The organism is Sinorhizobium garamanticum (assembly GCF_029892065.1).
Taxonomy (GTDB): Bacteria; Pseudomonadota; Alphaproteobacteria; order Rhizobiales; family Rhizobiaceae; genus Sinorhizobium; species Sinorhizobium garamanticum.
Genome location: NZ_CP120373.1, coordinates 2,373,186 through 2,385,621, shown reverse-complemented (window position 1 = coordinate 2,385,621; position 12,436 = coordinate 2,373,186). Strand labels below are relative to the sequence as shown.

The 12,436-nt window shown below is 61.6% G+C and carries 13 protein-coding genes; 4 read left to right on the top strand and 9 right to left on the bottom strand.

What is annotated here, in order from left to right; genetic code table 11:
* The first annotated feature begins 1 nt into the window (after nucleotide 1).
* Nucleotides 2-1,234, top strand: a complete 1,233-nt coding sequence (locus tag PZN02_RS11095; protein WP_280661462.1) for a class I SAM-dependent methyltransferase — start codon at nucleotides 2-4, stop codon at nucleotides 1,232-1,234.
* A gap of 132 nt (nucleotides 1,235-1,366) precedes the next feature.
* Here PZN02_RS11095 and rfbC read toward each other — a convergent pair whose 3' ends face one another.
* A complete protein-coding gene (rfbC, locus tag PZN02_RS11090; protein WP_280658053.1) occupies nucleotides 1,367-1,900 on the bottom strand; it encodes a dTDP-4-dehydrorhamnose 3,5-epimerase in 534 nt (177 codons plus the stop codon).
* 161 nt (nucleotides 1,901-2,061) lie between these two features.
* Here rfbC and PZN02_RS11085 point away from each other — a divergent pair, with 161 nt between their 5' ends.
* The 3 genes from PZN02_RS11085 to PZN02_RS11075 are packed head-to-tail and all read left to right on the top strand — an operon-like array spanning nucleotide 2,062 to nucleotide 4,740.
* The gene (locus tag PZN02_RS11085) at nucleotides 2,062-2,889 is read left to right on the top strand and encodes an NAD-dependent epimerase/dehydratase family protein (protein ID WP_280658052.1); all 828 of its coding nucleotides are present in this window, start codon (nucleotides 2,062-2,064) and stop codon (nucleotides 2,887-2,889) included.
* A gap of 23 nt (nucleotides 2,890-2,912) precedes the next feature.
* Nucleotides 2,913-3,980: a class I SAM-dependent methyltransferase gene (locus PZN02_RS11080; RefSeq protein WP_280658051.1), complete on the top strand. Its 1,068-nt coding sequence runs from the start codon at nucleotides 2,913-2,915 to the stop codon at nucleotides 3,978-3,980.
* Complete coding sequence (locus PZN02_RS11075; RefSeq protein WP_280658050.1) at nucleotides 3,973-4,740, top strand: cephalosporin hydroxylase family protein; 768 nt, start codon at nucleotides 3,973-3,975, stop codon at nucleotides 4,738-4,740. Before PZN02_RS11080 ends, PZN02_RS11075 begins: the two co-directional genes overlap by 8 nt.
* A gap of 111 nt (nucleotides 4,741-4,851) precedes the next feature.
* On the opposite strand, the gene PZN02_RS11070 is transcribed toward PZN02_RS11075, so the two are convergent.
* The 8 genes from PZN02_RS11070 to PZN02_RS11035 all read right to left on the bottom strand — a co-directional run bounded on the left by PZN02_RS11070 (nucleotide 4,852) and on the right by PZN02_RS11035 (nucleotide 12,353).
* The gene (locus PZN02_RS11070; protein ID WP_280658049.1) at nucleotides 4,852-5,601 is read right to left on the bottom strand and encodes an ABC transporter ATP-binding protein; all 750 of its coding nucleotides are present in this window, start codon (nucleotides 5,599-5,601) and stop codon (nucleotides 4,852-4,854) included.
* Entirely contained in the window at nucleotides 5,598-6,431 is an 834-nt protein-coding gene (locus PZN02_RS11065; RefSeq protein ID WP_280658048.1) for an ABC transporter ATP-binding protein, read from the bottom strand. Before PZN02_RS11065 ends, PZN02_RS11070 begins: the two co-directional genes overlap by 4 nt.
* Entirely contained in the window at nucleotides 6,428-7,360 is a 933-nt protein-coding gene (locus PZN02_RS11060) for an ABC transporter permease (protein WP_280658047.1), read from the bottom strand. Before PZN02_RS11060 ends, PZN02_RS11065 begins: the two co-directional genes overlap by 4 nt.
* A complete protein-coding gene (locus PZN02_RS11055; RefSeq protein WP_280661461.1) occupies nucleotides 7,357-8,400 on the bottom strand; it encodes an ABC transporter permease in 1,044 nt (347 codons plus the stop codon). The genes PZN02_RS11060 and PZN02_RS11055 overlap by 4 nt, the downstream gene beginning before the upstream one ends.
* A gap of 42 nt (nucleotides 8,401-8,442) precedes the next feature.
* Entirely contained in the window at nucleotides 8,443-10,083 is a 1,641-nt protein-coding gene (locus tag PZN02_RS11050; protein ID WP_280658046.1) for an ABC transporter substrate-binding protein, read from the bottom strand.
* A gap of 48 nt (nucleotides 10,084-10,131) precedes the next feature.
* Entirely contained in the window at nucleotides 10,132-11,187 is a 1,056-nt protein-coding gene (locus tag PZN02_RS11045; RefSeq protein WP_280658045.1) for a dipeptidase, read from the bottom strand.
* Between the two features lie 213 nt (nucleotides 11,188-11,400).
* Nucleotides 11,401-11,742: an SMR family transporter gene (locus PZN02_RS11040; RefSeq protein WP_280658044.1), complete on the bottom strand. Its 342-nt coding sequence runs from the start codon at nucleotides 11,740-11,742 to the stop codon at nucleotides 11,401-11,403.
* 50 nt (nucleotides 11,743-11,792) lie between these two features.
* Nucleotides 11,793-12,353: a TetR/AcrR family transcriptional regulator gene (locus PZN02_RS11035; RefSeq protein WP_280658043.1), complete on the bottom strand. Its 561-nt coding sequence runs from the start codon at nucleotides 12,351-12,353 to the stop codon at nucleotides 11,793-11,795.
* Nucleotides 12,354-12,436: the final 83 nt, after the last annotated feature.

The window sequence follows — 12,436 nt, the reverse complement described above, 5'->3', positions numbered from 1 at the left end:
AATGCCTCATCACTGCCGTTTCTGCTCGACCCCGCTTGCAACCCTGGTTGCCGACCTGGGTGCGACGCCCTGGTCCAACTCTTTTCTCGAGCCGACCGAAGAAGCGATCGCGCGGGAGCAGGCCTTTCCCCTGCAGGTGATGGTCTGCTCGGAGTGCCTGCTCGTCCAGACCACCGAAACGGTACCGGCCGATAAAATCTTCAACGCGGAATATCACTACCTGTCGTCGTTCTCGACGAGCTGGCTGGACCATTCCCGGCGCTATGCCGAAAAGATGATCGGCCGTTTCAATCTCGACGGCACGTCGCAGGTGGTGGAGGTTGCCTCCAACGACGGCTATCTGCTGCAATATTTCGCCGAGAAGAATATTCCGGTGCTTGGCGTCGAACCGGCGGCCAATGCCGCCAAGATCGCCGAAGGCCGCAACGTCCCGACCCACGTCGCCTTCTTCGGGCAGATAACCGCGAGTGAACTGGTCGCCCGCGGCATCCGCGCCGACCTGACGGCCGCAAACAATGTTCTGGCGCACGTGCCGGACATAGCCGATTTCGTCAGCGGTTTCCCGATCCTGCTCAAGCCGGACGGCGTGGCGACCTTCGAATTCCCGCATCTGCTGCACACGATCGAAGGCATCCAGTTCGATACGATCTACCACGAGCACTACTCCTACCTGTCGCTCGTCGCGGTCGAGCGCATTTTCAAATCCTGCGGCCTGCACGTCTTCGACGTCGAGGAACTACCGACCCATGGCGGCTCGCTCCGCGTCTATGCGCAACTGGCGGGCGGCAAGCGACCAGAAACCGCGGGCCTCGCGAAGGTGCGCGCCGACGAAGCTGCGGCCGGTCTGATGCGCATGGAGACCTACACGGCGTTCGGAAAGCGTATCGCAGCGGTCTGCGAGGAGTTCCGGGCTTTTCTCGCGGACGCAAAGGCCGAGGGCAAGACCGTGGCGGCTTACGGCGCGGCGGCCAAGGGCAACACCTTCCTCAATGTTTGCGGCCTTACCTCCGAAGACATAGCCTTCATCGTCGATCGTAACGACCTGAAACAGGGCAAGTTGTCACCCGGCAGCCACATCCCAATCCATGCGCCGGACGAACTGGCGGCCGCCAAGCCCGACTACGTCGCGATCCTTCCTTGGAACCTGACGGACGAGATCGTTGCTGCGAATGACCACGTCCGCTCCTGGGGCGGCCGCTTCGTTGTCGCGATTCCGGAAGTGCGGGTAATCTGAGGGCGCGACCACAGCGCAGCGCGTCTTTTGAGACGCGCAAAGGTCGCTGTGGCAGTTTGAATCGCTGCATGATTCCTCAAATCGATTCCGATTTGAGGAATCATGCAGTAAGCGCCCCACCCCTGCCGGCGATCAGATGAAGGCGAGGTTTCTGTCGCGCTCAGACATCTGGGTGATTTCGATTGGCCACGCGATATTTACGCTCGGATCGAGCGCATTCAGTCCGCCTTCCGCCTCCGGCGCAAAGGGTTTGTCGTGAAGATAGATCAGCTCGCAATTTTCGGTAAGGGTCTGGAAGCCGTGGGCAAAGCCGCCCGGGATCATCATGGACCGCGCGTTCTCGGCGCTCAGGACTTCGCCGTGCCAGCGCAAATAGGTCGGCGAATCCGGCCGCATGTCGACGGCGACATCGAACACCGCACCGGCGAGACACGAGACGAACTTTGCTTCCTCATAGGGAGGCCGTTGGAAATGGAGCCCGCGGACGGCGCCCTTGGTGCGCGTCATCGAATGATTGATTTGTGCAATCGTGCCGGCAGAACCAAGCTCGGAAAGCTCCTCCTGGCAAAAGAAACGCGAGAAGAAACCACGCTCGTCACCGAACTGCATGCGCTCGACCACCGTCAGGCCGGGAAGTTCCGTATGGATGCGCCTGAAGCGCTGCATGGCATGTCCTCTCAATTGGCCGAAGCGTTCATAGCGACGACTTTGGAGGGCGGTACCATCATTTCCGTGCGATCGAAAGACGTTAGTGCGCGGAAACCTGATATCAGTCCCATGAACACTATGCCTTGCAAAAATCGCCCTCGCCCGCGACTGGAAAACGCTTGACCAAACAAGTCCTTCTCACCGGCGCCACCGGTTTTGTCGGCCGCCATGTTTTACGCGAATTGACCGAACGCGGCATTGTCGCATGTCCTGTCGTCCGCCCAGCAAGCGAGGACAGATTCGTCGGCATGGCCGGAATCGGGCGCATACTTGCAACCGATGCGCTTTTTTCCGAGTCGGCGGAATGGTGGACGCAAGCACTCGCCGGGATCGACACGGTCATCCACTTGGCATGGTATGCCGAGCCCGGCAAATACCTCGCCTCACCCCTCAACCTCGATTGTCTCACCGGCACTCTGGCGATCGCCAAGGGTGCTGCGGCCGCTGGCGTCAGGCGCTTTGTCGGCATAGGAACATGCTTTGAATACGAGCTTACAGACCGGCCTCTCACCATCGATACGCCGCTCAAGCCCCTGACACCGTATGCGGGCGCCAAGGCGGCGGCCTTCATGGCGCTTTCACAATGGCTGCCGCAGGCGGGCGTCGAATTTGCCTGGTGCCGACTGTTCTATCTTTACGGAGAAGGAGAAGACGAGCGGCGCTTCGTTCCCTATCTCAGAAAATGCCTTGCCGCGGGGCAGAGAGCGGATTTGACCCAAGGTCTCCAGGTTCGCGATTTTCTCGAGGTCAGCGAAGCCGCCAGGATGATCGTGGACACTTCGGTCAGCACCGCGCAAGGAGCGGTCAATATTTGTTCAGGCATACCGGTAACGATCCGAGAATTTGCCGAGAGAATCGCCGACGAACATGGTAGGCGGGACCTGCTCAATTTCGGAGGTCGAGCCGAAAACCTCGTCGACCCGCCTTTTGTCGTGGGCGTCAGGTGAACCGACAGGCTGAGGAACCACTTATGGCATCAGGAAACTCCACGCGGGTGCTTTACGAGCAGCGCGAGTTGCCGATTTTTCAGAACAAGATGTACGACAGTGCCGAGGAGGCAATATCCTCGCCGCGCGGGGAAATGCGCCTTGTGGAGGATCCTGGCACGGGCCTGGTGCGCAATGCGGCCTTCCGGCCGGAACTGATGGTTTACGATACGAGCTATCAGAACGAGCAGGCGGTCAGCCCGTCGTTTCAACGGCATCTCGATGATGTCGCCAGGATCATCCTCGACACGATGGGACGCCACGAACTCGTCGAGGTGGGATGCGGCAAGGCCTTCTTCCTCGAAAAGCTTCTGGGCGAAGGAGTGGACATCACCGGTTTCGACCCCGCCTATGAGGGTGACAACCACCGAGTCCGCCGGGAATATTTCCAGCCCGGCTCGGGCATTGAGGCCAAGGGCCTCATCCTCCGCCATGTGCTTGAGCACATTCCCGATCCCGTCGCCTTCCTTGAGCAATTGAAAGAGGCGAACGGCGGCCAGGGGAAGATCTATATCGAGGTCCCCTGCTTCGACTGGATCTGCGAGCGCCGGGCCTGGTTCGACATCTTTTACGAACACGTCAACTATTTCAGGCTGTCCGATTTTCACCGGATCTTCGGCAACGTCATTTCGAGCGGCCGGGTCTTCGGCGGCCAGTATTTGTTCGTGGTCGCAGAACTGAATTCCTTGCGCAAACCCGTCATCGACGAGAAGGACCGGGCCGGCCTTCCCGAGGACTTCACCCGCAAGCTCGACGCGCTGGATACGGCGGACCATGAGCCGGCGGTGATCTGGGGCGGAGCGTCGAAGGGCGTCATCTTCTCGCTGCTGCGCACGCGCGCAGGGCTGCCGGTGAAAGCGGTCATCGACATCAACCCGGCCAAGCAAGGCAAGTACCTGCCGATTACCGGACTGCGCGTCCGCGCGCCTGAGGACGTGCTGGCGGACTTGCCCTCCGGTTCGAGCATCTACGTGATGAACCGCAATTATCTCGACGAGATCAAGCGAATGTCCAACAATGCATATACCTATATCGAGGTCGACCATGACTGATTTCCGAAAGGAGGTCGCCGCGCGCATCTCCGAGATCGAAGCAAACAGCGAGTTCCGCAAGAGTGCCGCCGATTTCCTGCGCCAGTCGATCGGTCCGAAATATTCCTACAACTACTTCTGGATGGACCGGCCGATCATCCAGTATCCGCAGGACATCGTCGCGATGCAGGAGATCATCTGGTCGGCACGTCCCGATCTCATCATCGAAACCGGCATCGCTCACGGCGGTTCGCTCATCATGAGCGCATCGATCCTGGCGCTGCTCGACATGAGCGACGCGATCGAGGCCGGCACGACATTCGACCCCCGCGCCCCGCGCAGGAAGGTGCTGGGCGTCGACATCGATATCCGCGCCCACAACCGCGAGGCCATCGAGGCCCACCCTATGTCGTCCCGGATCCATATGATCCAGGGGTCGAGCATCGAGCGCAACGTCGTCGAGCGGGTCTACGACTTTGCAAAACCGTTCTCGCGCGTCCTTGTCTGCCTCGACAGCAACCACACGCATGATCACGTGTTGGCGGAACTGGAGGCCTACGCGCCGCTGACCACGAAGGACAGCTATTGCGTCGTGTTCGACACCGTCATCGAAGACCTTCCGGAAGAGGCCTACCCCGATCGTCCATGGGGCAAGGGAAACAACCCCAAGACGGCCGTGTGGAAATATCTCGAATCGCACCCGGAATTCGAGATCGACCGATCCATCGACCAGAAACTGATGATCACGGTTGCTCCGGACGGCTTCCTGCGGCGCAAGTGAAGACCAGAAAGTCGCTATTCTGCAAACGCACCGAGACATTGTCTCGGTGCGTTTTTGCGTTTCACAGGGAGATTGAGGGCCGGCGCGCGAATAGAGGCCGCTTCGGGGAGTTCAACCCCGCCGAAAGCCTTTGCTCGCCACCATCAGGTTGCGGGTATAGTCCTCGCCGATGCGTCCCGCGACGAGATCGGCCGACGACAGCCGTTCGACGACGCGTCCGTTCTGCATGACCGCCAGCCGGTCGCACATATGAGTGACGACGCCGAGGTCGTGGCTGACCATGATGAAGGTCAGCTTGCGGTCGCGACGCACCTGTTCGAGAAGGTTGAGCACTTCCGCCTGGACGGACGCATCGAGCGCCGACGTCGGCTCGTCGAGCAGCAGGATGGAAGGTTCGAGGATCAGCGCCCGCGCAATGGCGATGCGTTGACGCTGGCCGCCGGACAACTGGTGCGGATAGCGGAAGCGAAAGCCGGAACCGAGTCCCACCTCGTCCAGCGCCTTCAGGATGCGGCGTTCGCCGTCGCCGACGCCGTGGATCGCCAGTGGCTCCAGCAATTGCCGATCAACCGTCTGGCGCGGATGCAGCGAGCCGTAGGGGTCCTGAAACACCATCTGCACCGAGCGGTAAAAGGCCTTGTCACGGCGGGCGCCTTGAAGCTGTCGGTTCTCGACACGGATCGTACCCTCGGCTACCGGCGCAAGCCCGGCAACGGCCCTGAGAAGCGTCGATTTTCCCGAGCCGGACTCGCCGACGAGGCCGAAGGACTCGCCGGAAGCGACATCAACGCCGACCGCGTCCAGCGCCTTGAAGTCGTCATAGCTCACCGTGAGATTTTGAACGGAAACGGCAGTCGTCATAGCGCCCACTCCGGCTTGCGGTCGAGGACGGGCAAGGGATGGCGGTCCGCCCCGATGACGGGCATGCAGTTTAGGAGGCCCTGCGTATAGGGATGCTTGGCGTTGCCAAGATCCGATGCGGCGATTTCCTCGACGATCTTGCCGGCATACATGACCAGCACCCGATCGCAGAAAGACGAGACGAGCCTGAGATCGTGCGAGACGAAGATCAATCCCATGCCGCGGCCCGCGACCAGCTTATCGAGGATCGACAGCACTTCGAGCTGCACCGTCACATCAAGAGCCGACGTCGGCTCGTCGGCAATCAGAAGCTCCGGGCCCGCGACCAGCATCATGGCGATCATCGCGCGCTGGCCCATGCCACCTGAGACCTCGTGCGGGTAAAGGTCGAACACGCGAGCCGGGTCGCGAATCTGCACCGCCGCCAGCATGTCCAGCGCCCTCTCCCGGGCCTCCGCGCGGCTGACACTCTCGTGCCGCCGAAGCGTCTCGACGATCTGCCGGCCGATGCTCATCACCGGATTCAGCGAATATTTCGGATCCTGCAGGATCATCGCAATGCGCTTGCCGCGAAGGTCGCGGCGGACTTTTGGCTGAGCGGAAAGCAAATCGATACCGCCGAACGAAAGCGTCTTTGCCGTCACTTCGGCATGCGGCGGCGTGAGCCCCATGATCGCCCTGCCCGTCTGCGATTTGCCGGAACCGCTTTCGCCGACGATGCCGAGACGTTCGCGCCCGAGCGCAAAGGAGACGCCGCGCACGGCCTCGACGACACCGGTGCGCGTCGGAAACCGGACCCTCAGGTCTTCAACGGTCAAGAGCGCGCTCATTGGCCGCTCTCCCGCGGGTCCAGCGCGTCGCGCAGACCGTCGCCAAGCAGGTTGAAGCCGAGGCTGACGATCAGGATGGCGATACCGGGCATGGTGGCAACCCACCATTGATCGAGAATGAAGCGGCGGCCGGAGGCGATCATCGCACCCCATTCCGGCAGCGGCGGCTGCGCGCCGAGGCCAAGGAAGCCGAGGCCCGCCGCCGTCAGGATGATGCCGGCCATGTCCAGCGTGACGCGCACGATCAGCGACGACAAACACATCGGCATGACATGGCGGAAGATGATGCGCGCCGACGACGCCCCCATCAACTGCACTGCGGCGATATAGTCGGAATTGCGCACCGTCAGCGTCTCGGCGCGGGCAATGCGCGCGTAGGGCGGCCAGGAGGTGATCGCAATCGCGATGACGGCGTTTTCGATGCCGGGTCCAAGCGCCGCGACGAAGGCAAGTGCCAGGACGAGCTTTGGAAAGGCGAGGAAGATATCGGTGATGCGCATCAGCACGGCGTCGACCCAACCGCCGGAGTATCCGGCGACAGCCCCCACGATAAGGCCGACCGGCGCGGCGATGATCGCGACGAGCACGACCACAGCAAGCGTCAGCCGCGACCCGTGGATCAGTCGCGACAGGATGTCCCGGCCCTGGTCGTCGGTGCCGAGTAGATACCCCTCGCCTCCCGGCGGCAGCAACCGTGCGCCAGCGAGGTTGCCGATCACCGGCGAATGCGGCGCCAGCACATCGGCAAAGGCTGCCACGAAGATCAGCCCGAGCAGAATGATGAGGCCGAGTACAGCCAGGCGGTTGGCCGAAAAACGGCGCCAGGTCATGTAGGCGCGGCCGAGACGCGCCTGGGTGCGCGATTGCGGCCGGTCGGACAGCAGCCATTCGCGGCGTGTCATCGGTCGTGTTTCGGTGGCAAGGCTCATCGTGCGCGCGTCCTTGGATCGAGCGTCCGGTAGAGTAGATCGGACAGGAGATTGATGCCGACGAAGACCGACCCGATGACAATCGTTCCGCCGAGTACGGCGTTCATGTCGGCATTCTGCAGCGAATTGGTGATGTAGAGGCCGAGCCCCGGCCAGGCGAAGACGGTTTCGGTGAGCACCGAGCCTTCGAGCAGGCCCGCATAGGAGAGCGCGATCACCGTCACCAGTGGCACGGCCGCGTTGCGCAACGCGTGGCCCCAGATGATCCGCGCTTCCGAAAGACCCTTGGCGCGCGCGGCGACGATATATTCCTGCTGCAGCTCGTTCAGCATGAAGCTGCGGGTCATGCGGCTGATATAGGCGAGCGAGAAATAGCCGAGCAGCGACGCGGGCAGAATGATGTGGCGGAAGACGTCGCGGAAGACATCCCACTGCCCCTGCCACAGCGCATCGACAAGATAAAAGCCGGTGATCGGCGAAAACGTATATTCGTAGACGATATCGATGCGGCCGGGATAGGCGACCCATTGCAGCCGGGCGTAGAAGACGAGCAGCGCCAGCAGCGCCAGCCAGAAGATCGGAACCGAGTAGCCGACGAGGCCGATCACCCGAACGATCTGGTCGGCGATGCTACCGCGCTTGACCGCTGCGAGCACGCCGAGCGGGACACCGATGAAGGCGCCGATCAGTGTTCCGAGCGTCGCAAGCTCGATCGTCGCTGGGAAAACGCGGCGGATATCCGTCATCACCGGGTTGGTCGTCAGCACCGAAACGCCGAAATCGCCGGAAAGCGCCTGCCGGACATAGATGAAGAATTGCTGGTAGAGAGGCAGGTTGAGCCCCATCGCCTCGCGCGTCCTCTCGACGACATGCGAAGGCGCCCGGTCGCCGAGGACGGCGAGCACCGGATCAATCGGGATCACCCGACCGATGAAGAATGTGACGGCGAGAAGGCCGAGATAGGTGGTTGCCACGACGACAAGGAATTGCAGCGCCGAGACCACAGCCTTTCGGGAGCGGGCGCGTCTGCGCCCGCTCAGTCGTTCTGTTCCGCTCATGCTCAAGGGAACGTTCCTTTCGGCTTATTCCTTGGAGACGTTCCAAACGTAGTTGGTGTCGAAGCTCGGACCGAGCTTGAGGCCCTTCAGGTTGCCGCGGTGGCCCGCAACTTCCGTCTGCTGGAAGATGATGACGAACGGGCTCTCCGCGAGAACTGTCTTCTGGAGTTCCTTGTAGGTCTCGGCGCGCTTGGCGCTATCACGCTCGAGAAGTGCCTCCTTGGTCTTCTTCGTCAGCTCCGGAACGTCCCAGGCATTACGCCAGGCAAGCGTCTTGTTCTTGCCTTCGTCGGAATTGTCCGGGTTGCTGGTGAATGTTTCGGCGTTCGAGTTCGGGTCGAAATAATCCATGCCCCACTGGCCGATATACATGTCGTGGTTGCGGGCGCGGTATTTCGTCAGCGTCTGCTTACCGTCGCCGGGGATAATCTCGAGCTTCACGCCCGCCTGCCCCAGCGTTTGCTGGAAGGATTCGGCAATGCCGGTGACCGGCTGGCTATTGCGCACGTCCATGGTGACGGAGAAGCCGTCGGCATAGCCGGCTTTCGCCAACAGTTCCTTGGCCTTTGCCACATCGAACTTGTAGGGGTTTTCGTCAAGCGCGCCGAGAACGGCCTTTGGCAGGAAGCTCTGATGGATCTCGCCGATGCCCTTGATCAGGGTCGAGCCGATCGCGTCGTAGTCGACGAGATACTTGAAGGCCTCGCGCACCTCGGGCTTGGCGAGCTTTTCGTTCTTCTGGTTGAGGCTGATGTAGTAGACGGTACCCTTCGCCGCACTGGTTGTCGCCAGATCGCTGTTCTTAGCCACGGCCTCGTAGTCGCCCGGTTCCAGGTTGCGGGCGACGTCGATGTCACCGGCTTCGAGTGCCAGCCGCTGGCCGGAGCTTTCCTTCATGTGCCGGTAGATGACGCGGGCAAGCTTTGCCGGTTCGCCATAATAGTTGTCGTTGCGTTCCAGCACGACGACTTCGTTCGCCCGCCATTCGCGCAGCTTGAACGGGCCGGAGCCGGCATAACCCGTCTTCAGCCATTCGTTGCCGAAGTCGTTGTCATACTTGTACTCTTCCGTCGGCGTCATCGGCTTGACGTGTTCGAGTACCAGCTTCTTGTCGACGACCGAAGCAACCGTCGCGGTCAGGCAGTTGAGGACGAAGCTCGGTGCGTAGGCCTGGTCGACAGTGAAGACGAAGGTCGTCTCGTCAACCGCCTTCGCCTTTTCGGTGACGTTGTCGCCGTTGAGGCCGAACTGGGTAAGGATGAAGGCCGGGCTCTTGTCGAGCTTGACGGCGCGTTCGAACGAATAGGCGACGTCTTCGGCCGTGATCGGATTGCCGGAGGCGAACTTCATGCCGGGCTTCAGCTTGAACGTATAGGTCAGGCCGTCGTCGGAGACCGTCCAGCTGTCCGCGAGATCGCCGACGACCTTGGTCGTGTCGTTGAGATCCAGGCGGACGAGCAGGCTGTACGTATTGCTAGTCATCTCGGCGGTCGAAAGCTCGAAAGCCTCGCCCGGATCCATGGTGATGATGTCGTCGATCGCGAAGGCTTCAACCAGCGTGTCCTTCGGCGTCTCTGCGAAGGCAGGCTGGGAAGCGCCCATCGCCATGGCAAGTGCCGCCGAGGCGGCAAGCAGTCGAAAACGTCCATTGAGCTTGTGCATCATTTTTTGCAGTTCCCTCGTTTAATGCCCTTTGCGGGCTTTCTTCATAGGTCAGGCAGCTTCGTGCCACGCCTGTCCCAGAACTCTCAGCCAGTTCTCCCGGCATATCTTTGCCAGTTCGGCCTCACCATATCCAGCGTCTTGCAGTGCGGCAACGAGCTTCTGGTTACCCGCCGCGTCGGCTATCTCCTCCGGTATGGTCGCGCCGTCGAAATCCGATCCGAGCGCGACGCAATCGATTCCCATGCGCTCGACCATGTGGTCGACATGGCGCACCATGTCGGACAGAGGCGTTGCGGCATTCTCCTGCCCGTCCGGGCGAAGCATCGTCGTCGCGTAGTTGAGGCCGACGAGCCCACGGCTCTCGCGCACGGCGTCGAGTTGCCGGTCGGTGAGATTGCGGGCGACGGGCGTCAGGGCATGGGCATTGGAATGGCTGGCGACAAGCGGCTGGTCGGTTGTCTTCGCCACATCCCAGAAGCCCTGTTCAGTGCTGTGCGCCAAGTCGATCAGGATGCCGAGCCTGTTGCAGGCGCGCACCAGCTCGAACCCCGCCTCGGTCAGACCTGGCCCCGTGTCCGGAGACATGGGATAGGCGAACGGCACGCCATGCCCGAAGACGTTGTGACGGCTCCAGACCGGTCCCAGCGACCGAAGCCCCGCCGCATAGAAGGTTTCGAGCGCGGTTAGATCGGGCCCGATCGCCTCGCAGCCCTCCATATGCAGGACCGAGGCGAAGATACCGTCGGCGATCGCCGACCGGATTTCCGCGGTCGAGCGGCAAAGCCTCCAGGCCCCGTCGCGATCGAGCCTGATGGCGATGTCGGCAAGCTCCATCGCCGTGGCAAGCGACGGCAGACGGTCAAGCGGTGCGGACATAGGCGTGGCATAGTGGCCGTTTTCGTCCGGCGTCTTCAGCACGAGATCGCCCGATGGAATGTAAATTGCCGAAATACCGCCCGCGAGTCCGCCCTGTTTGGCGCGCGGCGCATCGATGTGGCCCTTGTCGGCTCCCTCGACGAATTCGGTTACCGGATCGCCTCCGCTGCGCCCGTGCTGCCAGAGGCGCAGAAGCACGTCGTTGTGGCCGTCGAAAACCGCCTGCATTCCCAAAATTCCTTCGCATTATCAGGGAGATGGGATGGGATGCATCCATGCCGCATCAAAGAAAGGACGCAGGTGATGCTATTGAAACAGATCAGCCATTTCAATGAATTTCAGGGGTTTTTCGAGCGTAGTCTGTAGCGAAATGTTGCATTGACCAGCGCGGCATTTGGTAGCGTACAACGCGAAACGCCGCGCGAAAGGCACCGCCGACGGTCAGTGGAACGTCGATTTGGAAAAGAGATTGAGAACCAACACGCCGGCGATGATGAGCACCAGCCCGAATACGGCCGGCAGGTCGAGCTTCTGACCGAAGACGAGATAGCCGGCGACAGAGATCAGCACGATTCCGAGACCGCTCCACAGCGCGTAGGCGATTCCGACCGGAATATAGCGCAGCGTAGAGGACAGGAAAAAGAACGCGACGCCATAGCACAGCACCATGACCACGGTGGGCGCCAGCCGCGAGAAATGCTGCGCCGCCTGCATCGCGGAGGTGCCGAGCACCTCGAAGACGATGGCGATCACCAGGACCGTATAGAGCATGGCGGGGTTCATGGGACGTCTCCGGTGGGTAGTTTGAGAGTGATCTGCTCCGACTTTCTTGCCTATTGCCGTGAAAGCGCCTTGAGCTCCTCGAGCACAAGCGCCCGCGTTGCTGCGTCGAGCTCATGGCTCTCAAGCAGGTCCGCCAGCCAGACGCCGTCGGCGGCAAACCGGGCGAGCAGGCAGTTCGGCGAGGAATCGGTTGCTGCGAACTCGTCCGCGCGTCGTGCCACCCAGTCGCGCCAGCGCGCCTTGAGATGCGGCTCGGCGAGCAATGCGATCGTCAGCACCTGCCATCCCTTCCCGTCTGCCTCCGCCTCGAGCGCAAAGCAGACCGTCAGATAGGCGCGCGTAAACCGCCCCCGCTCGATATCGTCGCCTTCCATCGCCTCCTTGATCGCCCGGTCGAAACGCGCGATGAGTTCATCGAAGAGGCCGTCGAGCAGGGCGAGCTTGTTCGGGAAATGATGCAGGAGCCCGCCCTTGCTGACGCCCGCCGCCTGTGACACCGCGTCCAGCGTCACGGCACCGATGCCCTGCTCCAGCGACAGGCGTGCGGCGACCTCCAGCAATTGCTGGCGAACCCGCTCCGGCTGCTTTTTCCTGTGATAGGCGTTTGTCATGCCCCATAAAGATACCGTCTGGACGGTTTGTCAAGGCGTCCGTTTGCCACCGCGATGAAACGCCGCAAACAGAAGACGGTGAA

Excerpts from the sequence above, each read along its gene's own strand:
- PZN02_RS11080 (WP_280658051.1), top strand. The coding sequence starts at position 2,913 with ATGGCATCAGGAAACTCCACGCGGGTGCTTTACGAGCAGCGCGAGTTG.
- PZN02_RS11045 (WP_280658045.1), bottom strand. The coding sequence starts at position 11,187 with ATGCAGGCGGTTTTCGACGGCCACAACGACGTGCTTCTGCGCCTCTGG.
- PZN02_RS11075 (WP_280658050.1), top strand. The coding sequence starts at position 3,973 with ATGACTGATTTCCGAAAGGAGGTCGCCGCGCGCATCTCCGAGATCGAA.
- rfbC (WP_280658053.1), bottom strand. The coding sequence starts at position 1,900 with ATGCAGCGCTTCAGGCGCATCCATACGGAACTTCCCGGCCTGACGGTG.
- PZN02_RS11060 (WP_280658047.1), bottom strand. The coding sequence starts at position 7,360 with ATGAGCCTTGCCACCGAAACACGACCGATGACACGCCGCGAATGGCTG.
- PZN02_RS11070 (WP_280658049.1), bottom strand. The coding sequence starts at position 5,601 with ATGACGACTGCCGTTTCCGTTCAAAATCTCACGGTGAGCTATGACGAC.
- PZN02_RS11095 (WP_280661462.1), top strand. The coding sequence starts at position 2 with ATGCCTCATCACTGCCGTTTCTGCTCGACCCCGCTTGCAACCCTGGTT.
- PZN02_RS11050 (WP_280658046.1), bottom strand. The coding sequence starts at position 10,083 with ATGATGCACAAGCTCAATGGACGTTTTCGACTGCTTGCCGCCTCGGCG.
- PZN02_RS11065 (WP_280658048.1), bottom strand. The coding sequence starts at position 6,431 with ATGAGCGCGCTCTTGACCGTTGAAGACCTGAGGGTCCGGTTTCCGACG.
- PZN02_RS11035 (WP_280658043.1), bottom strand. The coding sequence starts at position 12,353 with ATGACAAACGCCTATCACAGGAAAAAGCAGCCGGAGCGGGTTCGCCAG.
- PZN02_RS11040 (WP_280658044.1), bottom strand. The coding sequence starts at position 11,742 with ATGAACCCCGCCATGCTCTATACGGTCCTGGTGATCGCCATCGTCTTC.